The sequence below is a fragment of the Sphingopyxis sp. genome (assembly GCF_051861155.1).
GTDB lineage: Bacteria > Pseudomonadota > Alphaproteobacteria > Sphingomonadales > Sphingomonadaceae > Sphingopyxis.
Map to the genome: position 1 here is coordinate 266,888 of NZ_JBHYDE010000006.1, position 21,215 is coordinate 288,102.

A 21,215-nucleotide genomic window follows, 5' to 3' on the forward strand; every position below is an offset into this window, starting at 1 on the left:
TGCTACCCAAGGCTAACCAGCGCGATTGATTGATGATATTCCTGCCCCATATTTGGGGGAGGCGAATCGATGCGCGGATTCTGGCTGGCAGGGATCATGGTGTCGCTTGCGGGCTGCGCCGCGACATCGACCGACGTCGCGACCAGCGCGGGGCAGGTTCCGGCTTTCGAAAACCGGGCGTTCGACGCCGTTACCGAAAAGGAGCTCGTCCGCTATACCGGCGAAGGCGAGTTTCGCCGCTACCTCAAAAGTCTCGACCGCATTCAGGACCGCGCCAAGCGCGCCGACGCGGGGACCAGTGCGACGGGGCAGATCATCGTCGCGGCGTTCACGCAGGACGAGGTACCGGTCTGCGAAGATCCCGAAATGTGCCCCGACGAGAGCAACGCCGACAGCGTCGTCGTGACCGGGACGAGCGTTGCGGCGCCGACCTCGATCACCAATGTCCAGACCGCGGGGGTCGATGAGGGCGACATCGTCAAACAGATCGGCGACTATCTGCTGGTGCTGCAGGACGGCCGCATCTTTGCGATCAATATCAAGACGATGCAGCTGACCGATCGCGCCGACGTCTATCGCCGCCTGCCCGCCGACCGGGTCAAGAAATATAAGTGGGAAGATGATTTCGAAGGCGCCGACTGGTATGACGAAATGCTGGTCCAGGGCGACCATGTCATCATCACCGCCTATAGTTATGAAGACGATGCGACCGAAATGTCGATCTTCAAGCTCGACCAGGCGAGCGGGCGGGTGACGAGCGAAGGCGTCTTCCTGATTACCTCCGACGATTATTACGACGTCGACAATTATGCGACGCGCATCGTCGGCGACCGGCTGGTCGTCTATACCCCCTATTCGCTCGAACAATTCGAAGATCTGGACGACCGCCCCGTCCTCCGCCGCTGGCTGCCCGAGGCCGAACGCAAGCAGCGGCAGGCCGAAGGCCGCCCGCTGCTCGACGTCCGGTCGATCTACAAACCCGTGCTGCGTACCGCCGAACCGACGATCCACGCGATTTCAGTGTGCCCGCTGGGCGATTTCGACCGCAAGCGCAGCCTCGACTGCCGCACCACCGGCTTTGTCGGCCCGCGCGCCGCCGAAATGTTCGTGTCGCCCGAAACCATCTATTTGTGGAATTCGTCGGCGAGCGACATCGATATGTGGGATCTTGCCGAATGTGTGAAGGACTGGAGCTATGACCAGCCCTATCCGGCGCTGCCGCGCGCGGCACGGCGCGACGTCGCGCCCGGCGCGCTCTATCGCCTGCCGATCGGCGCGCGCGACGCCAGCGTCGCCGGAGTATCGGGCGTCCCCTATGACCATCTGTCGATGGACGAGCGCGACGGCGAGTTTCGCGCGCTGGTCGACTGGCGCACCTTTCGCTGCGAGGGCGCCTATCGCGCGCCGGCCGAAAACAGCTTCCTGAAAATCCGTACGAGCGCCTTCGGCACCATCTTCGAACCTGTTCCCGACCATGATTTCACCCCGCTTCCCTCGACCGGCAAACGGATCGTCGAAAACCGTTTCGCGGACGACTGGCTGGTGTTCGGCGGCCGTGACAGCTGGCGCGGTTATCCGCCCGACGCCGACGCCGGTCCGCAGTCGAGCAAAGCGGTCGCAGTTCCGGTCAAACGCCCCCGCAACGCCGTGGTCATCGACATCCCGCACAATGTCGTGCGCACCGAACGCGTCGGAGGCGACATCATCGTCAACGGCTATCGCGACGACAAGGGGCTCAACCTCACCCTCATCGGGCTTGGCAAGGATGCGCGCATCCTCTCGTCCACCTTCCTCGCGCGCCGCTACGAAAGCGAAGGCCGCAGCCACGCCTTCAACAGCGTCGTCGACGCCGGTGGCAACGGCATCATCGGGGTGCCGACGGTCAAGGGGACCGAAGAATCGGGGCGCTGGTGGTGGCGGTCGGACACCTCCGACCTCAGTTTCCTGACCAAATCGCCCGCCGGCCAACTCGCCGATGCCGGGGCATTGATCGCGGTGCCTGCCGACGATGTCGAAACGCACCCCGATTATGATTGCGAGGTGTCGTGCATCGACTGGTACGGCAATTCGCGCCCGGTGTTCCTGGCGGGCCGCATCTTCGGCCTGATGGGCACCAGCTTGGTCGAGGCGCGCATCGACGCGGGCCGGATCAGCGAAGTCGCGCGCATCGACCTGACGACGCCGCTGCCGCCGCGTTAGAGGCCGATCAGCGCGCGGCGCGCGGGCGCCGCCGCTCCATCGGCGCTTTCGGCAGATGCAGGTCGGACAATCGCTTCGCCTCGCCCGCCGCGACGCCAAGGTCGGTGAGCACGCGCACCAGCGCGTCGGCGGGCGCCACCGCGATGTCGGGCGCGACGCCGTCGCTTTCCCAATCCTTGCCGGTGACGGGATCATAGGTTCGCCCGACCGGGATGAACGCCTGGAACCCGCCCCCCAGATCCTCGCCGCGCCCGAAATGATTGGCGCCCCCGGTGGCGCTGCCGACCAACGTGCCGCGACCCGTATGCTTCATCGCCAACGCGAAATGTTCGGCCGCCGAACCGGTTGCACCCGATGTCAGAACATAGATTTTTGCATCGCGCAGCCGCGTGTCGCCGTTGGGCGCCGCCCAATGTTCGCGCGCCACCATCGCGGCATCGCCCGCCACCTTGCGCATCGACGCCAGCCCGTCGATCGGCGAGCCGCCCGCCGCTTCGACCGAGGCGCGCGTCGCCATCGTCACCAGCCGCGTCGGCTTGGCGAACAGCCAGGGAAAAATGACGTCCATCTGATCGAGCCCGCCGCCGCGATGGGTGCGGATGTCAAAGATGATTGCTTTGGCATCGGCATGATCGGCCATGAACTTCGCCGCCTGCGCGGTCACCGCCGCGTCCATCGGGAACAGGTTGAAACGGACATAGGCGATCCCCGGCGCGATCCAACCGGGCTGCTCGACCGGCGGCAGGGTCACCGGCGCGGCGCGCGGCGGACTGCTCCCCGCGGGCGGCGTGGCGGGCGTGCTGCCTTCGGGCGGGCGGACGCGCAGATGGCCGTCGGGCGACACGCCATTCACCGCGGCGTCGAGCGCCCTCGCCAGCGCATCGCCCGCCAGCGGCGCATAGCGGCCCGAGGCGATCGCGGCGCGGATCGCCGCCGCATAACGCTTGCCCGTTTCGGGATAGACATAATCGCGTTCGAGCAGCGCGGCATATTTTTCGGCGATCGCATTGGCGCTCGCCTCGTCGGCTGCCCGCGCCGGCGACGACAGCATCGTCGGCGCCATCGCGGTTCCGGTCGCCAACAGCAAGGCAGCCACAATATGCGTCGTCCGAATCATCATCGCTCTCCCGTTCAACCTGGACCGACCGGGAGTGTATCGCATTGGCAACACAGATCAACTACGTTTGTAGTCGTTGACACTCAGCGCTTGCGCGCGAACCAGACCAGAAAGATGCCGACCACCGCGAGCACGACACCATTGCGCGTCCAGGCCGTGTCGCCCAGCATGAAGCTGCTCGCCGGCCAGCGTATGATGTCGAGCCCCTGCAACGCCCACAGCCCGCCGACCAAAATCATCGCGACCCCGACGATCGCGAGAACGCCCTTCAATGCACCCATGATGATCTCCCCCTATTGGCGCTGCAATCCGATCAGCGGCCGCAGCCAGCCGATGCTGCGCGCGATCCAATAGAAAAGCCAGCACCCCGTCGTCGTCGCCGCGAGCAGGACCAGGAAAGACGGCAGCGCGGTAACCTGTGCCCGGAGCAGATACCAGCCGACGACGACGATGATCGTCTGGTGGATGATGTAAAAGGGGAACACCGCCTCGGCGAGCATCGCGCGCCGCGGATGGTCGCGGTTCCACCAGCGATCGGCGATCCCCAGCAGCGCGACGATCGCCGCCCAGCCCTGGACCAGATGCGCAATCTCGAACGCCGACCGCCCCCATTCGGGCGGCTGCGCCCCGCTCAGCCACAGCGACAGGATGACCGTGACGACCGCCAGCGCCGCCGCCGCGATGCCCAGCGCGACGCGCCAGCAGCGCGCGACCGCATCGAACAGCCCGCTGCGCACGCGCAGCAGCCAGCCGACGCAAAAGGGGGTCAGATAATGAAGATGCGACGGCCCGTCGTCGAACAGCGCGTGGGTCTCGTCATGGCCCGGAAACAGGGCATAGATCAGCAACCACACCGCCAGCGGCCAGATCAGCAGGCCCCATCCGCCCAGACCCCATCCGCCAAGCAGCCGCGCCGCCGCATCGGCAACCCGCGCGCGCACCGCGCCGGGCACCAACGCCAGCACGGCCGCGGCCAGCATCGTATAGACCCACAGATACACGACGAACCACAGATGCTGCCACGTCGGCAGGATGATCCCGTCCAGCGCGCCAAAGCGGAAATAATCGTGGAGCCAGAAATGGCCGAGGCCGCGGGCATAGCCATGCTGGCTCACCAGTTCGATCCACGGCTGCGGCGGGATGATGATGATGATGCCAAAGACCAGCGGGATCAGCAGCCGCGCGCTGCGCGACCGCGCGAAACTGGCGCTGCCGCCCAGCTTGGCGAACAGCGCCGCGCTGGCATAGCCCGACACCAGGAACAGCAGGGCGAGCCGCCAGCTGTTGGTCGCCAGCATCGGGATCTGCACCCAGTCGATCGGCTGCGCGATCTTCACATGCCAACCCCACGGCACGAAATACATGCCGATATGATAGAGGATCAGCAGCGCAAACGCTGCGATCCGCAGCCAGTCCATGCCGTAATGGCGTTGCGTGGTCACCAACCGCCCCCTCTCGTCGTCATTTCTCTGCCACCCCGCCATCCGTTATCTCGGCGAAGGCCGGGATGACGAAACAGGGGAGTGTCTCAGCGCTCCTATGGCACCCCGCAACTACGTCCCGCGTCACCTTCCGCCTATTTCAGCGCCCGCCACGCCAGATCAGCGAATTCGCACAGCAAGGGGCGTGTATCGCGCGGATCGATAATATCCTCGACCCCGAATTTCTCGGCGGTGCGGAACGGGCTGCGCACCCTGTTCAGCCGCTCGCGGATCGCCTCCAGATGCGCCGCCGGGTCCGCCGCCGCCTCCAGCTCGCTCTTGTACGCCACCTCGACCCCGCCCTCGATCGGCAGGCTGCCCCAGTCGCCCGACGGCCAGGCAAAGCGATACTGGAAACGCTCGGCGTTCGACATCGCGCTGCCCGCGATTCCGTAAGCGCGGCGCACCACCACCGACGCCAGCGGCACCGTCGCGCGGTAGATCGCGTTCATCGCCTGCACCCCATAACGGATCGTCCCCGTCCGCTCGGCCTCGCCGCCGATCATGAAGCCGGGGTTGTCGACCAGATGCACGATCGGCAGCCGGAACTGGTCGGCCAGCTTGACGAAGCGTTCGGCCTTCTCGCTCGTCTTCGCATCCCACGATCCGCCGAGGTAGGAGGGGTCGCTCGCCAGCACCGCGACCGGATAACCGTCGAGCCGCGCGAACGCGGTAATCACCGCCCGCCCCCAGCGCGCACCCATTTCGAAGAAGCTGCCGCGGTCGAACACCGCGTCGCAAATCCGCCGCATCGCATAGACCTGCTTCGCCTCGCGCGGCACGACCGACAGCAAGCTCTCGTCGCGCCGGTCGACCGGATCATTGCATTCGGTCCGCAGCGCGCGGTCGTGGATCGATGACGGCAGATAGGACAGGAACCGCCGCGCCGCCGCGAACGCCTCGGCCTCGCTCGCGACCTCGTCGTCGACGACGCCGTTGCGCGTATGCACGTCGCTGCCGCCCAGCTCCTCGCGGTCGAGCGTATCGCCGATCGCCGCCGCAACCGCGGGCCCCGCCGCGAACAGCTGCGACAGCCCGCGCACCATGATGCTGTAATGGCTCGCCACCACCCGCGCCGCGCCCAGCCCCGCGGTCGGCCCCAGCGCCAATGCCACCACCGGCACCGTATCGAGGTTCGCGATGATCTCGTCCCAGCCGGGCACGTGCGGGATATAGGTGTACCCCATATCCTCCAGCGTCTTGACCGACCCGCCGCCGCCGGTCCCGTCGATCATGCGGATCAGCGGCAGGCGATATTCATGCGCCATCGCCTCGCACTGGACGAACTTCCTGTGCAGCGCGGCATCGGCCGCGCCGCCGCGCACGGTAAAATCGTCGGCGCTGGCAACCACGGGGCGCCCGTCGATATTGGCGCGGCCAAAGATGAAATTGCTCGCGGCGAGGTCTTCGAGTTCGCCATCGGCCCCATAGCGCCCGCGCCCCGCAATCTTGCCGATCTCGCGAAAGCTCCCCGCATCGACGATCCCCGCGAGCCGCGCCCGCGCGTCCATCTTGCCGCGGCTGTGCTGCCGCGCGACCTTTTCCTCGCCGCCCATCTTCTCGGCCATCGCGCGGCGTTGGCCCAGTTCGCCCACTTCTTTTTTCCAGCTCATGGGGCAAAGGCTAACTGACGTTGACGGAAACGTCATGCAAAACCTTGCCCACCTCTATCCCGCTGCTATCCTCATGCGATGATCCGCAAATTCTTCGCCGCCCTCACCGCTTCGCTGCTTCTGATGACGCCCGCGCTGGCCGCGGACGGCATCGCCCCGCGCACCCTCCCCGGCATCGAAGACGCGTATAAGACCGACGCTTTCATTGCCGATCCGATGGCCACCATCGACGCCGCGCTTGCCGAAGCAAAAGGGGCGGACAAGCGCGTCCTGCTGGTCATGGGCACCGGCGGCTGCCACGACAGCGCCTGGCTCGCCAACCTGATCGCCACCGACCGCTTCGCGCCCGTCCGCGATCGCTACGCGATCGTTTATGCCGACATCGGCATGCCGCATGTGCGCGGGCTTGGCCGCAATCCCGCGGTGCCGAAACGCTTCGGGTTCAAAAAGATCAAGGGCACCCCGACCGTCGCGATCCTGACCGCCGACGGCACCGTCCTGAACCGCAAGGCAGCGCCCAAGTGGCGCAACGCCGCCAGCCGCAGCGACGACGAGATTTACAACGAACTGATGCAATAGGGAGAGACGCATGGCCGACATGAATCTTGCGGGCCGCGTCGCGCTCGTCACCGGCGCCTCGCGCGGGATCGGGCGCGGGATCGCGATCGGGCTGGCCGAAGCGGGCGCCGACGTCGCGGTCAACTACACCCGCGGCGCGCAGGAAGCCGCCGAAACCGTCGCCGCGATCACCGCCTTGGGTCGCAAGGCAAAGGCCTATCAGGCGTCGGTCACCGACGAAGCCGCCTGCGCCGCGATGGTCGCCGCGGTCGAAGCCGACTTCGGGCCGATGTCGATCCTCGTCAACAACGCCGGCATCGCGAGCCGCGGCCAATCGGTCGCCGACACCAGCCCCGAAGAGGTCGACAAATTGTTCGCGGTCCACGCCGCCGGCCCGCACCGCCTCAGCCGCCTCGCGCTGCCCCAGCTCCGCAGCCACGCCCGCAGCGACATCATCGTCATTTCCAGCATCGCGACCTACACCCACTCACCCAACGGCGCGCCCTACACGATGGCCAAGGCGGCGGGCGAAGCGCTGGCCTATGCCTTGGCCAAGGAAGAGCTGGCGAACGGCGTCCGCGTCAACATCGTCGCCCCCGCGCTGACCGTCAGCGACATGGGCGAAAAACTGTCGCGCGCGATCACCGGCCAGGATGACATCCAGCATCTCGCCGCCAAAATGCCCTTCGGCCGCGTCGCTGTCCCCGCCGACGTCGCGGCGGCGGTGGTGTGGTTTGTCAGCGACGCGAACAGCTATTGCTCGGGCCAGAAACTCAACATCGACGGCGCGGGACAGGCGACGTTTCGTTAGGGTGCACGATCGCGAAACAATCGGCCGGTGTTGATGACGACATCCCCAACGCAATTCGACGGCTTTCGGGGCCAGTCAAACGCCATAATGCCCCAGTCGCTCCAAACGGCATATTTGGGGCAGGGTCCATGGTCGCAGAGGCTTTCGATCTTTCCACCGCGATATTTCACGGTGACCCGATCGGTGCGGACACAAACCCGGTCGAGTGCGATCTCGAAGATACTGCCTCCCACTTCCTGACTCAGTCGGACACGGGGATTGCCCAAGGCAGGCTTGGACCATCTTTCAATGTAGCAGTCGCCGGATCGACATTCAGCGGGCAGGCCAAAGGCATCAACGAAGTCAGCGGGTGCCGGGTTACGTTTGGAAACGAGCTGGTCCAGCCCGTCGAACAGCGCCGTCTCCGCCGGACTGAATGGATCCTTCGGCGCCAGCCAGAAAAGAAAAGCTCCGCCGACAACCAACGTCAACAGCGTGATATGAAGAAAGCCCCGCCAACCCATGATACGATGTTACATGCGCTGCTGGGGCCATGCAAGCGGATGCGTTACCGGATCGGACAATCTCCGCTACAGCGCCATCCATGCGCCCCGATTCGCCCTCTCCCGTCATCCCGTTCCTGATCGCCTGCGCGGGCATCGCGACCTTTTCGGCGATGGACGTGCTGATGAAGGGGCTGTCGATCGACATCGGCGCGTATAACGCGGTCCTGTGGCGCACCGGGGCCGGAACGATCCTCAGCGGTGCGCTCTATTTGGCGTCGCGCCCTGCGATGCCCGACCGCGCCACGCTGCGTATCCACGCCGTCCGCTCGCTGTTCGTGGCGGGGATGGCGGTCAGCTTTTTCTGGGCGCTGGCGCGGCTGCCGATGGCCGAGGCGATCGCGATCGCCTTCATCGCGCCGCTGGCGACGCTCTATATGGCGGCGATTTTCCTCGGCGAACGCATCGGCCCGCGCTCGATCATCGCCTCGCTGCTCGGCATCGCCGGGGTGATCGTCATCGTCGCCGGCAAGCTGGGGCGCGGCGACTATGCGCCCGATGCGCTGTGGGCGGTCGCGGCGGTCGTCGGCTCGGCGCTGCTCTATGCCTATAACCTCATCCTCGCGCGGCGGCAGGCAAAGATGGCCGAGCCGATGGAGATCGCCTTTTTCCAGAACGGCTTCGTCGCGCTGATCCTGGCGCTCGGCGCTCCATGGTTCCTCGCCGTCCCCGGCGGCGAGCACGCCCCGCACATCCTTGGCGCCGCAATCCTCGCGGTCACCTCGCTGCTGCTGCTCAGCTGGGCCTATGCCCGCGCCGAGGCACAGATTCTGGCGACCACCGAATATACCGGCTTTCTGTGGGCGATGCTGTTCGGCTGGATGTTCTTCGACGAGGCCGTGACCTGGCCGACGATCGCCGGCGCGGTGCTGATCGTCGTCGGCTGTTTGATCGTGGCACGCAAAACGCCGCAGCTTGATCCCATCGAGCCGGCGGCGGCTTAGCCTAGCGGCCTCCTATCTCCGTTCGTGTCGAGCGAAGTCGAGACACCCATCGTCAGTGCATAACTGGGCGGCATCTCGACTTCGCTCGATGCGAACGGACTTTATTAGACCGCCGCCCTCGCCAACCGATCATTGATCGCCGCACCCAGCCCATTGCTTGGAACCGCCGCCACCGCAATCCGCGCCTTCGCGCTCGCCGCCCCGGCATGCAGCGCATCGAACAATCGTGCCGCTGCCTCGGTCAGATCGCCCGCCACGCTCAGGCTATAGTCGCCTGCGACCACCCCGAACCCGATCCCATATTCGTCGTCCGCGAAATCCGCCGCGCCCAGCCGCACCGGCTTGCCCGGCGCATAATGGCTCGCCAGCATCCCCGGCGCGACGATCTGTGATCCCGTGACGCCCGACACTGCAAGCCCGCAGGCCGCTGCCAGCATATCCGCCGTAACCGGCCCCGGCCGCATCACCTCGACCGCGCCGTCCGTCACCCGCGCGATCGTCGACTCCACGCCTGCCGTCGTCGGCCCGTCGTCGATCACCAGCGCGATCCGCCCGTCCAGCGTCGCCAGCACATGTGCCGCCTTCGTCGGGCTCACCCCCCCGCTCGCATTGGCGCTCGGCGCCGCGAGCGGCGCGCCCGTTTCCGCCAGCAAAGCCTGCATCGCGCGGTGGCCCGGCACGCGCAGCGCGATCGTATCGAGCCCCGCCGTCGCGATGCTCGCTACCGGACAATCCACCGCGCGCGGTACGACCAGAGTCAGCGGCCCCGGCCAGAAGTGCGCCGCGAGCGCCCGCTCGACCACACCAAAAACGCCCAGCCGCTCAGCCGCCGCAAGGTCAGGCACATGCACGATCAACGGATTGAAATCGGGTCGGCCCTTCGCGGCATAGATGCGCGCGACCGCCGCGCCATTGCGCGCATCGGCGGCGAGCCCATAAACCGTCTCGGTCGGCACCGCGACCGGCTCGCCCGCCGCGATCAACGTCTTCGCATCCGTGATAGTCTGGCTATCGAACGGGCGAACAATTGTGGACTTTGAGGCATCGGCCATGCCGCGCTATAGCGCCCGCGCAACGATATTCACCAGCAAAGTGCCCAGCCCATGATCTACACGCCGCCCACCACCGAACAGCTCTTCGTCCTCGACCATATCGCGCGCATCGACGCGATGGCGAGCCATGACAAATTCGCCGCCGCGACCCCCGACATGGTCGAGGCGATCGTCACCGGTATCGGCGAGTTTGCCGCCGATGTGTACGCCCCGCTCAATCGCGTCGGCGACACGGTCAATCCCAAATGGGACGACGGCAAGGTCACCATGCCGCCCGGTTTCAAGGAAGCCTATAAACAGTTCGTCGACGCCGGCTGGGGCAGCATCGACGGCCCCGGCGACTATGGCGGGCAGGATCTGCCCTTCACCCTCGCGACGGTGGTGATCGAGGCGCTCGGCAGCGCGAACATGGGCTTCTCGCTGTGCAGCATCCTCACCCCCGGCGCGATCCACGCGCTGATGGCCTATGGCACCGAGGACCAGCGCCGGACCTGGCTGCCCAAGCTGATCACCGGCGAGTGGAACGGCACGATGAACCTGACCGAGCCCGCCGCGGGCAGCGACGTCGGCGCGCTCCGCTCGACCGCTGAAAAGATCACCGAAGGCGAACATGCCGGGCTCTACAAGATCAAGGGCCAGAAAATCTTCATCACCTTCGGCGAGCACGACCTCACCGACAATATCGTCCACCTCGTCCTCGCGCGCACACCCGGGGCGCCCGAAGGAACGCGCGGCATTTCGCTCTTTCTCGTCCCCAAATATCGCCTCGATGCGGGCGGCAAGCCCGCGCACTCGAACGGCGTCCATTGCGCCTCGATCGAGCACAAGCTCGGCATCCATGGCTCGCCGACCGCGGTGATGGTCTATGGCGAGGGCGAGGATTGCCTCGGCGAGATCGTCGGCGCCGAAATGGGCGGGATGCGCGCGATGTTCGTGATGATGAACAATGCGCGGCTGATGATCGGCTGCCAAGGCATCCAGATCGGCGAGCGCGCGACGCAGCAGGCGCAGCGCTTCGCCGCCGAGCGCGTCCAGTCGGCGCTCGCGGGCGGCACCGACCGCGCCCCGGTGACGATCGACCAGCACCCCGACGTCCGCCGCATGCTGTGGCGGATGCGCGCGCAGACCGAGGCTGCGCGCGCGCTCACTTATTACGCCGCGGCGCAGATCGATTTCGGTAAATTAGGCGACGAAGCCGCCGCGATGCGTGCCGACATCCTCATCCCGCTGGTCAAGGCGCACGCGACCGACATCGGCTGCGAGGTCGCCAGCCTTGGCGTCCAGGTCCACGGCGGCATGGGGTTCATCGAGGAAACCGGCGCCGCGCAGCATTATCGCGACGCGCGCATCGCGCCGATCTATGAAGGCACCAACGGCATTCAGGCCGCCGACCTTGTCGGGCGCAAGCTTGGCATGGCGGGGGGCGATCTGGTCCGCGGCCTGATCGACGACATCGCGCGCGGCGCCGCGGGTTTCCCCGAACTCCAGCAACTCGCCGACGCCTGCCGCGCGGTCACCGACTGGATGGTCGGCGCGAACACTGCCGACCGCCTCGCGGGCAGCTACCCCTATCTCACCATGCTCGCCACCGCGACCTGCGGCTGGCTGATGGCGATCCAGCACCAGGCGGCACGCGCTGCGCTCGACGAGGGCAGCGGCGACGCCGCCTTCCTTGAGGCGAAGATCGCCTCGACGCGTTTTTATCTCTCGCAGATCGTCCCCGCGGCAACCGGGCTGGCGCCGTCGGCGCTCGCCGGCGACGCGGCGCTCACGCCGTTGCCGCAATTCGCCTGAAACGACCGGATTCGTTGGGGTTTTCGGCGCGGCGACGGCGCAAGAATTTGTTCATGATTAACGCGATGCTAACCATCTGGGACTAGGCACATCCGGCAATTGCTGGAGACGTGCGTGCCCATTCCGGTCCAAAGTCTGATTATCAGCTGGCGCACGATCGCCCTGTCGCTGCTGCTCAGCCTGATTGTCGGCATCAGCGGTGCGGGCGAATTGCCCGACCGCATGGCGTCGATGGCGACCAGCCGCCTCGCCACGCGCGCGGTATCGGGCGACACGGTCATCGTCGCGCTCGATGACAAGACCTTGCAGGGCATCAGCAATCAAGAGTTCGACATCAAACACCATATGCAGCTGGTGCGCGCGATCGACGCATCGCCGGCGAAGCGGCTGTTCATCGATTTTTCCTATGGCCGCCGGGTCAACGACCGCGACTTCCCCCAATTCGCGGCGGCGGTACGCGACATGGGCGATCGCATCATCCTCGCGGTGCCGTCGGCCAGTTTCGAGGGGACTACCGCGACCACCCCGCAATGGCCCGATACCAGCCTGGGGACACAGGCACCGCGCGGCTTCATCGGCTGGGAATATGAATTCTGGCAGGTGTGGAAAGTGCCGCTCGCCGTGCAGGCCGAAGGGCGCATCCTGCCCAGCTTTGCCGCACTGCTGGCGGACCGCCCGCTCGATAGCCCCAGCAAATTTGCCCTCGACCTGTCTTACGACCCCGACACCATCACCCAATATAGCGCGATCGACGTCATGACGGGCAAGCTCGATCCCGAACGGCTGCGCGGCAAGGACGTGATTTTCGCACCCGCCTCGGCCGCCTCCCCCGACCAGCATTATCTGCCCGGCCATGACAAGGTTCACGGTGCCTATATCCATCTGATCGCCGGCGAAGCGCTCAAGCGCGGCCAGCCGGTCGACATCGGCTGGCTGCCGGCATTGGGCTTCGCTTTCGTCGCGATGCTCGCCGCGCTGGCGTGGCGGCGCGGCCGCTGGCACGGCGTGACGGCGCTCGGCCTCGCCGTCGCGCTCGTGGTGGTCAAGGTAGTCGGCAGCATGTCGCTGGTCACCATCCACGTCGGCGCCGCCTGCTTCCTGATCGCGGCGATGAGCGCCAACGTCTCGCGCACCCGCCGCCGCTCCTCCGCTCAGCGCGAAAACCCGGTGTCGGGGCTGCCCAATTTCGAAGCGCTGCGCACCCAGGCCTCGTTCGGCAGCGCGACGGTGGTCGCCGCCAAGGTCGTCAATTTCGAAGATCTCGCCGCCTTCATCCCCGGCGACGGCATCGGCAAGCTGGTCGAACAGGTCACCCGCCGCCTGCAACTGGCGTCGCAGGGCACGACGCTCCACCATGATCTCGACGGCACTTTCGCGTGGCTCGTGCCCTATTATCAGCACAGCCAGATCGAAGGCCAGCTCGCCGGCCTCGCCGCGCTGTTCAACGCGCCGCTGACCATCGGCGAATTGCGCGTCGATGTCGCCATCGCCTTCGGGGTCAATGACGAGTTCGAAGGATCGAACGCCCAGCGGCTCGCCGCCGCGCTTGTCGCCGCCGAACGCGCGATCCGCACCCGGGCGCTGTGGACCAAATATGTCCCGCGGCAAAAGGACGATGCCGGCTGGCAACTCTCCTTCCACTCGCAGCTCGAGGACGCGCTGACCGGCGGCGACATCTGGGTAGCGTTCCAGCCGCAATATGAAATCGCGACGCAGCGGCTGGTCGGGGTCGAGGCGCTCGCCCGCTGGACCCACCCGACGCGTGGTCCGATCCCGCCCGACGAGTTCATCGTCCAGGCCGAAAAGAGCCAGGACATCTATCGCCTCACCCTGTTCGTCATGGATCAGGCGATCCGCTCGGCGGCGCAGCTTTGCGAGCGCGGGATGCGGATCAACATGTCGGTCAACCTGTCGGCGGCACTGCTCGATCACAGCGACCTGGTCGGGACGATCCGCGTGATGCTGACCGCGCATCATCTGCCGCCCGAAATCCTGACGATCGAGATCACCGAAACCGCGCAGATCGAAAACAGCCGCCAGGCCCGCCAGACGCTCGCGCAGCTCCGCCGCACCGGCATCCGCCTGTCAATCGACGATTATGGCACCGGCCAGTCAAACCTCGAATATCTGACCGAAATCGAGGCCGACGAAATCAAGATCGACAAGCGATTCGTGATGACGATGCGCGATTCGCAACGCAACCTCGAAGTCGTTAAGTCCACCATTGACCTAGCACATCGCCTGGGTGCGGTGGCGGTCGCCGAAGGCATCGAAGATGCCGAAACGATGGTGCTTCTGGGCCAGCTCGGCTGCGACGTCGGACAGGGCTATCATCTTGGAAAACCCCAATTGTTTTCCGAACTCACCGCCACCCTCGCCAACCCCGCGCAAAACCGCACCGGATAGCTGCCAGATTGGCGGCAATTTTATGGTTAAGACTCGATTTACCTTACCAAAGATGGTATATGCTCCGTTAACTGTTCTTCGTGGGCAGTGCCGACAGGAGATATCTTATGGGTTGGTTTTGGAGATGGATGGGCGGCGGCGGTTCCGGCAACGGCGGCGGCGAAGCTTAATCCGAATATCAAATAGAAAGGGGTCTCGGACACGTCCGGGGCCCTTTTTCTTTGCCTGTCGTTTTCTTTGAGCGGGCGTCTTTTGGGCCCGGTGTTTTCCAGGCCTGCGCTGCGCGGGTCAGTCGGGCTCGGAATTGATCAGCCGGTCGCTCAAGCGGCGCACGACCATGGCCATGACGACCTGAAGCGGGAACACCGCCATCACCGCCATCAGCACGATGTAAGCGAAATAATATTCGCTCGACAGCGGCGCTCGCCAGGCATTGGCTGCCGAATCCTGCGCCAGCAACAGGAGTACACCGGCCAGCACCGCCAGCTCGGGATAGTGCGGATGCGAGGCGATCCCGGCGCCGCACAGCAGGACGGCGACGATCAGCAAGGCCGCGCGAACGATGCTCAACATCGCGCCCGGCAGTGCTTCCCAACTCGCAACAAGGCGTTCGCGCAGCAGGTGGAGCGCGATCAGCAGCGCCAGCCCGGGCGCAACCGCCTGGCTCCAGTGCGGCGCCTCGCCGATCGCGAAAAAGCCGAACAGCCCTGCCGCCATCACCAGGTAGCGGGCATTGAACAGGCCGAGCAGCAGCGGGTCGGTCTCGTCTGCGCGCGGCAATCTGGCGCCGGTGAACGGCAGCAATGCCGCCACCGCGAGCGCAAAGCCGATCCCGATAGCGGGCGCCGCGGGTAGCACAGCACTCACGGCAAAAAGCCCCAGCATGGCGGCAAGGACAGCGGCCTGCCGCGCCGAAAGCGGCCCGCCGTAGCGGGTCGGCGTCTGCGACCGCAAGCGACCGATCGCCCAGCGGCCGCCAACGACGCAAACGACGCCGCCAAGGAGGACGCCCCAAAGGATCGGATTGTCCCACCCCTCACTCCCGCTCAGCCGGGGAATCAGGAACAAGGCGACCCAGCTTAGCGGCAGCAGCGCAACCAGCGACCCCCACGGCACACCGGGATTGCGGATGGCATCCCAGGCATCGACGACGTCGGGATCGAAACGATATTCGCCCTCGGGAAATCGCTGGCGCAGTTCGCCGAGGAAGGCCGCAATCCGCCGTTTCGGATAATAGTCGCGCCACCAGCGTCCGCTCGGCGCCCGCTCAAGCTCGTCGATGACCGTCTTTGGCTGATTATAGACCTCGCCCTGCTCGACACGGGCGATCCAGTTTTCGGCGGCTGCCCGCGGCCCGACCTCGCTGACCGGCCATTCGGTTCCGACCAGCTGCGCGCGCCGGGCCCAGCCATAATGCCAGCTCGCCAGCCGCAGCAGGAAACGCGCCGCGACGCCATGGTCGAGCACCAGCTGCGCCAGCCGATATTCGGCATCGCGCGCGGCATCGACCGATTCAAGCGCAGGGTCGTCCCACAGCGCGCGCGTCTCGCGGTCGATTGCCGCATCGCGGCCTGCATCTTCGCCCCACAACAGCTGCTCGATCGCGGCGAAACGGGCTTCGATGCGGTTAATCTCGGGGGCGAGCCAGGGCTGGGCGTGCCTAGTCGCCACTTCGATGGGCGGCGCCTCGGTTGTCGCTATGGCGGCCGTGGCATCGGCCGGCCCAGCGCCGCCGGGCATCGCCGCGCGCCCATGGCACCCTTCGTCTTCGATGGCCAGTCCGTCATCGACGTCGTCTTCATCGTGATCGTCATCGTTGACCCAGCGCGCCTGCCACAACGCATCGTCATATTGGCGGCGCAGCGCGATGAACTTCGCGGGTTCCGCCTCGACGTCGATCGCTTTCAGCTTTTTTGCGTACGCGCGCTTGATCGTCCGCTCGTCGCCCGTGGGGTCGATGCCCAGCGAGCTCCACGGCGGTCGGCGGCGGCTCACAGATATTGCTCGCCGTCCATGGCATCGATGGCCTTGTCGAGTTCGGCGCGCGCCGCGTCGATATCGCGCGGATCCTGCCGCGCCAGCACCGCTTCGAACTGCGCGATCCATTCGCCGACGATCTGCCGTTCATGGCCCAGGCGGTTTTCGAACAGCTGGTTCACGCGCGCGAGCGTCGCGGCGTTGGCGGCCTGATCGCGCGGATGTATCTTCAGTGCTTCGAGCTGTTTCCGGCGCTTGATGAAATCGGCCTCGCTTTCGCGATCCTCCTCGTCGCGGATCACCAACTGGCGGCGCATCCCGGTTCCCGGCACCTCGACATCGACTTCGAGCAGGCCGCTGACGTCGTAGGTAAAGCGAACGTCGATGCCGATCTGGCCGCGATGATCCTTGGGCAGCGGGACGTCGAGCTGGCCGAGTTTGACGTTCTGCGCAACGAACCGCGATTCGCCTTGATAGATGCCAAAGCTCACGACCTGCTGGTGCGCCTCCATCGGTGAAAAGACTTCGCTGCGGCTTGTCGGGATCACCGTATTGCGTTCGATGATCGGCGCGAAAAGGCCGGTCGTCACCTTGCCGCCAGCGTCGCGGTGTCCGGTATCGACCCCCAAGGTAAAGGGGCAAACATCGGTCAGCCGGATTTCCTTCAGCGCAGCGTCGCGGCTTTTCAGCCCCGCCTGCACCGCGGCGCCCAGTGCGATCGCATGATCGGGGTTAATCTGCGAATTGGGAAAGCGCCCAAACATGCGCGTCACCGCGCGGCGGACCAGCGGCATGCGCGTCGCGCCGCCGACCAGGACGATTTCGGATAGGGTGTCGGCGCGGACATTGCCATCGCGCAGTGCGCGCAGCACCGGGTCGCGCAGCCGGTCGATCAGCGGTTCGGCCCGCGCCTCGAACGCAGCGCCGGTGACGTCGCACGCCAGCGCCTCGCCCTTCCACACGATCTGGAACGGCGCGCTGTCGCTTTCCGACAAGGCCCGGCGTGTACGCTCGGCGGCGGCACGCAGCACTTCGTCGAGCATCGCCGCCTCGGCGGGCTTGGCTTTGAGCGCGTCGCCCAGCGCCTCGCGCGCCAAAGCGACGATCGCCGCGTTGAAATCCTCGCCGCCCAGCCGGTTGTCGCCCGCCGAGGCGCGTACCTCTATGACCCCGTCGAAAATCTCGACCAACGACACGTCGAACGTCCCACCGCCGAGATCGAACACCAGGAACGGTCGCTCCTCCTCCAGCTCGTGGATGCCATACGCCAGTGCTGCCGCGGTCGGCTCGTTGATCAGCCGTTCGACGGTCAGCCCCGCCAGTTCGCCCGCCCGCCGCGTCGCCTTGCGCTGGCGATCGTTGAAATAGGCGGGGACGGTGATGATCGCGCCGGTCACCGGCTCGCCCAGAAACGCCTCGGCATCGGCCTTCAGCGATTGCAGCACCATCGCCGACAATTCCTCGGGGCGATAGCTGCGCTTGCCCAGCTTCACCTCTTCGGCGGTGCCCATGCGGCGTTTGAAGATCGCCGCCGACTGCCCGGGGTGCGTCGCTTGCCGCTCGCGCGCGGCAATCCCGACGAGCAGCGCGCCGTCGTCGCCGACGCTGGCGGCCGAGGGGGTGAGCAGTTCGCCTACCGCATTGGGAATCAGCTCGGCCGCGCCGTCGCGCCATACCGCGACGGCACTGTTCGTCGTGCCCAGATCGATGCCGACCAGCATAAAACCTTGTTCCCCCGCGCGCTTCTCTTCACGCCGACCTAATCGCTCGCGGGGCGATTGGGAAGCGGCCGATCCGGGACAAATTTTTTTCTGCCGTCCGGTCGCTTCACCCCCCGCGTCGGCAATCCCGCAGAAAGGCTGGCGCGGCGCGCCCAACTCGGGCATCGGCAGCGACGAGACGAATCAAAATATCGACGAACCGAGTCTCTAATCCGTCATTTACTGTCTTGCATCGCGGCGCCGACGTGGCACTATAGATGGTGGGTCAGCCGAGGGGGCACCCCAAGCATTAGTAGCTAGCCGAAAATGGCGGATTTCCGTCGCCCGTTTCACATGGGCTCGGAAAACTGCTTCGTGCGGCCAAAAATATGTGCCCCCGCGGTTCGAATAGATGCTAGGCTGGGGCTTCGTCCCGAGTCGAACAAGACAGGAACATATGCGCCGCGGCGCAGTGGAAATCGGGGGCGAACAAGATGGATTTTCGGGAAACGGAACGGGTGGAGACGAGCGACGTGGCGACGATGGAACTGACGAAAAACGAAGCGCCTGTCGCCACCGAATCGGCGCCTGCAGCGGCGCCGGCCGCCAAGCTTAACGACAGCAGCGAGGCCAAGGTCCACGCGCGTCGATTCGACATCGTCACGGACAAAAGCCGCGACGCGCTGCTCACCGACTTCGGCAAGGAAACGCTCGAGGACCGCTATCTCCTCCCCGGCGAATCGTACCAGGATCTCTTCGCGCGCGTCGCGTCGGCCTATGCCGACGATCAGGAGCATGCGCAGCGCCTCTACGACTATATCTCGCGGCTGTGGTTCATGCCCGCGACCCCCGTGCTCTCGAACGGCGGCACCGGCCGCGGCCTGCCGATCAGCTGTTATCTCAATTCGGTCCCCGACAGCCTGGAAGGCATCGTCGAGACGTGGAACGAAAATGTCTGGCTCGCCAGCCGCGGCGGCGGCATCGGCACCTATTGGGGCAGCGTGCGCGGCATCGGCGAACCCGTCGGGCTCAACGGCAAGACCAGCGGCATCATCCCCTTCGTCCGCGTGATGGACAGCCTGACCCTCGCCATCTCGCAGGGCTCGCTTCGCCGGGGTTCGGCCGCCTGCTACCTCGACATCAGCCACCCGGAGATCGAGGAGTTCCTCGAAATCCGCAAACCCTCGGGCGACTTCAACCGCAAGGCGCTCAACCTGCACCACGGCGTGCTGATCACCGACGAGTTCATGGAGGCGGTGCGCGACGGCGGCGAATTCAACCTGCGCAGCCCCAAGGACCAGAGCGTGCGCGGCAGCGTCGACGCGCGCTCGCTGTTCCAGAAGCTCGTCGAAACGCGCCTCGCGACCGGCGAGCCCTACATCATCTTCATCGATCAGGTGAACCGCATGATGCCCAAGCATCACCGCGATCTTGGCCTCAAGGTCACCACCTCGAACCTGTGCAGCGAAATCACGCTGCCGACGGGCCGCGACCATCTCGGCAACGATCGCACCGCGGTCTGCTGCCTCTCGTCGCTCAACCTTGAAACCTGGGACGAGTGGAACGGCGACAAGATGTTCATCGAGGATGTCATGCGCATGCTCGACAATGTCCTGCAGGATTATATCGACCGTGCCCCGCCCGAAATGGCGCGCGCCAAATACAGCGCGAGCCGCGAACGCAGTGTCGGCCTCGGCGTCATGGGCTTCCACAGCTTCCTCCAGGCGCGCGGCCTGCCGTTCGAGGGCGCGATGGCGAAGTCGTCGAACCTGCGCGTCTTCAAGCATATCCGCGCGCAGGTCGATCAGGCGTCGATGCTGCTCGCCAAGGAACGCGGCCCCTGCCCCGACGCCGCCGATCAGGGCGTGATGGAGCGGTTCAGCTGCAAGATGGCGATCGCGCCGACCGCGTCGATTTCGATCATCTGCGGCGGCACCAGCGCGTGTATCGAGCCGATCCCGGCGAACATCTATACGCACAAGACGCTCTCGGGCAGCTTCTCGATCCGCAACCCGCACCTCGAGGCTTTGCTCGTCGACAAGGCGAAGAACAGCGACAATATCTGGAACTCGATCCTCGAGAAAGGCGGCAGCGTCCAGCACCTCGACTTCCTGACCCAAGACGAGAAGGACTGCTACAAGACGAGCTTCGAGATCGACCAGCGCTGGCTGCTCGAACTCGCCGCCGACCGCACCCCCTACATCGACCAGGCGGCGTCGCTGAACCTGTTCATCCCGGCGGACGTCGAGAAATGGGATCTGCTCATGCTCCACTACCGCGCGTGGGAACTCGGCATCAAATCGCTCTATTATCTCCGCTCGAAATCGGTGCAGCGCGCCGGCTTCGCGGGCGGGGTCGAGGCCGACAACACCGCCGAAGCCCCGGTGTACGAGCTGCAGACCACCGATTACGACGAGTGTCTTGCTTGTCAGTAAAAAGCTTCCTCGCCGACACTTTTGGCATCACGGAGCTGCGTGAAAGCCATGAGGCACTTGGCACAGGGAAATTCTGGATATTGATGGGCGCCACGCTGGCCTATGTCGTGATCGGCGTCGCCCTGATGGTATCCGCCGTGTGGCCCGGCAGTTGTGATCATGAAGGTCGCCGGCTCGCAGGGATGATAAAGAAATATGGTTGCAGCCCCGACCTGCTTTCCGGGGGCGCAGTCGAAATAGGTTTGTTTGTCTGGCTATGGTCGATGCCGACGATCGTTATCGTCGCGGTGGCCTGGTCCTGGATTCATCACTTTCGGCGCAAGCGCGCCCGAACGACGCAGTGGAGTAAGTAGATGCCTCTTCTCGAAGCCCGCAACACCTACAAGCCCTTCGAATACCCGTGGGCGTTCGATTTCTGGAAGCGCCAGCAGCAGATCCATTGGGTGCCCGAGGAAGTGCCGCTGGGCGAGGATTGCCGCGACTGGGCGCAGAAGATCAGCGACCATGAACGCAACCTGCTCACCCAGATTTTCCGCTTCTTCACCCAGGCGGATATCGAGGTGCAGGATTGCTACCACGACAAATA

Annotated in this window: 17 protein-coding genes; 9 read left to right on the top strand and 8 right to left on the bottom strand. The window is 65.6% G+C overall.

The window, feature by feature from the left end; genetic code table 11:
• Positions 1-69 precede the first annotated feature (69 nt).
• Positions 70-2,199 carry a beta-propeller domain-containing protein gene (locus ACTIFP_RS13025; RefSeq protein ID WP_439569131.1) on the top strand — a complete coding sequence of 710 codons (2,130 nt, stop codon included), beginning with the start codon at positions 70-72 and terminating at the stop codon, positions 2,197-2,199.
• Between the two features lie 7 nt (positions 2,200-2,206).
• On the opposite strand, the gene ACTIFP_RS13030 is transcribed toward ACTIFP_RS13025, so the two are convergent.
• The 4 genes from ACTIFP_RS13030 to ACTIFP_RS13045 form a co-directional block, all read right to left on the bottom strand.
• Positions 2,207-3,319, bottom strand: coding sequence for a S41 family peptidase (locus ACTIFP_RS13030; RefSeq protein WP_439569132.1), 1,113 nt, complete (start codon positions 3,317-3,319; stop codon positions 2,207-2,209).
• A gap of 80 nt (positions 3,320-3,399) precedes the next feature.
• Positions 3,400-3,597 (bottom strand): hypothetical protein, encoded by a 198-nt coding sequence (locus tag ACTIFP_RS13035; protein WP_439569133.1) that lies wholly within the window; start codon positions 3,595-3,597, stop codon positions 3,400-3,402.
• Between the two features lie 12 nt (positions 3,598-3,609).
• Complete coding sequence (locus ACTIFP_RS13040; RefSeq protein WP_439569134.1) at positions 3,610-4,758, bottom strand: acyltransferase family protein; 1,149 nt, start codon at positions 4,756-4,758, stop codon at positions 3,610-3,612.
• 134 nt (positions 4,759-4,892) lie between these two features.
• Positions 4,893-6,410, bottom strand: coding sequence for an acyl-CoA carboxylase subunit beta (locus tag ACTIFP_RS13045; RefSeq protein WP_439569135.1), 1,518 nt, complete (start codon positions 6,408-6,410; stop codon positions 4,893-4,895).
• 78 nt (positions 6,411-6,488) lie between these two features.
• Between ACTIFP_RS13045 and ACTIFP_RS13050 the strand changes: the two genes are divergently transcribed.
• Together ACTIFP_RS13050 and ACTIFP_RS13055 are read left to right on the top strand one after the other, a co-directional pair.
• Positions 6,489-6,989 carry a thioredoxin family protein gene (locus ACTIFP_RS13050; protein WP_439569136.1) on the top strand — a complete coding sequence of 167 codons (501 nt, stop codon included), beginning with the start codon at positions 6,489-6,491 and terminating at the stop codon, positions 6,987-6,989.
• Positions 6,990-6,999: 10 nt separating this feature from the next.
• On the top strand, positions 7,000-7,779 hold the full coding sequence (locus ACTIFP_RS13055; protein WP_439569137.1) for an SDR family NAD(P)-dependent oxidoreductase: 780 nt from the start codon (positions 7,000-7,002) through the stop codon (positions 7,777-7,779).
• Here the strand turns inward: ACTIFP_RS13055 and ACTIFP_RS13060 are convergent.
• Positions 7,776-8,282 carry a hypothetical protein gene (locus ACTIFP_RS13060; RefSeq protein ID WP_439569138.1) on the bottom strand — a complete coding sequence of 169 codons (507 nt, stop codon included), beginning with the start codon at positions 8,280-8,282 and terminating at the stop codon, positions 7,776-7,778. The genes ACTIFP_RS13055 and ACTIFP_RS13060 overlap by 4 nt on opposite strands.
• A gap of 80 nt (positions 8,283-8,362) precedes the next feature.
• Here ACTIFP_RS13060 and ACTIFP_RS13065 point away from each other — a divergent pair, with 80 nt between their 5' ends.
• The gene (locus ACTIFP_RS13065) at positions 8,363-9,265 is read left to right on the top strand and encodes a DMT family transporter (protein ID WP_439569139.1); all 903 of its coding nucleotides are present in this window, start codon (positions 8,363-8,365) and stop codon (positions 9,263-9,265) included.
• A 104-nt stretch (positions 9,266-9,369) separates the two neighbouring features.
• Here the strand turns inward: ACTIFP_RS13065 and ACTIFP_RS13070 are convergent, their stop codons facing one another.
• Positions 9,370-10,317, bottom strand: coding sequence for an L-threonylcarbamoyladenylate synthase (locus ACTIFP_RS13070; RefSeq protein ID WP_439569140.1), 948 nt, complete (start codon positions 10,315-10,317; stop codon positions 9,370-9,372).
• Between the two features lie 51 nt (positions 10,318-10,368).
• On the opposite strand from ACTIFP_RS13070, the gene ACTIFP_RS13075 reads away from it, so the two are divergent.
• Both ACTIFP_RS13075 and ACTIFP_RS13080 read left to right on the top strand, forming a co-directional pair.
• Entirely contained in the window at positions 10,369-12,111 is a 1,743-nt protein-coding gene (locus tag ACTIFP_RS13075) for an acyl-CoA dehydrogenase (RefSeq protein WP_439569141.1), read from the top strand.
• Between the two features lie 114 nt (positions 12,112-12,225).
• Positions 12,226-14,517: an EAL domain-containing protein gene (locus tag ACTIFP_RS13080; protein WP_439569142.1), complete on the top strand. Its 2,292-nt coding sequence runs from the start codon at positions 12,226-12,228 to the stop codon at positions 14,515-14,517.
• 288 nt (positions 14,518-14,805) lie between these two features.
• On the opposite strand, the gene ACTIFP_RS13085 is transcribed toward ACTIFP_RS13080, so the two are convergent.
• Positions 14,806-16,512: a hypothetical protein gene (locus ACTIFP_RS13085; RefSeq protein ID WP_439569143.1), complete on the bottom strand. Its 1,707-nt coding sequence runs from the start codon at positions 16,510-16,512 to the stop codon at positions 14,806-14,808.
• Entirely contained in the window at positions 16,509-18,215 is a 1,707-nt protein-coding gene (locus ACTIFP_RS13090) for an Hsp70 family protein (protein WP_439569144.1), read from the bottom strand. The genes ACTIFP_RS13085 and ACTIFP_RS13090 overlap by 4 nt, the downstream gene beginning before the upstream one ends.
• 473 nt (positions 18,216-18,688) lie before the next feature.
• Here ACTIFP_RS13090 and ACTIFP_RS13095 point away from each other — a divergent pair, with 473 nt between their 5' ends.
• The 3 genes from ACTIFP_RS13095 to ACTIFP_RS13105 form a co-directional block, all read left to right on the top strand.
• Positions 18,689-20,629 carry a ribonucleoside-diphosphate reductase subunit alpha gene (locus tag ACTIFP_RS13095; RefSeq protein WP_439569145.1) on the top strand — a complete coding sequence of 647 codons (1,941 nt, stop codon included), beginning with the start codon at positions 18,689-18,691 and terminating at the stop codon, positions 20,627-20,629.
• Positions 20,620-20,982: a hypothetical protein gene (locus ACTIFP_RS13100; protein WP_439569146.1), complete on the top strand. Its 363-nt coding sequence runs from the start codon at positions 20,620-20,622 to the stop codon at positions 20,980-20,982. Before ACTIFP_RS13095 ends, ACTIFP_RS13100 begins: the two co-directional genes overlap by 10 nt.
• The coding region (locus ACTIFP_RS13105; protein WP_439569147.1) for a ribonucleotide-diphosphate reductase subunit beta at positions 20,983-21,215 on the top strand (233 nt) is incomplete at its 3' end.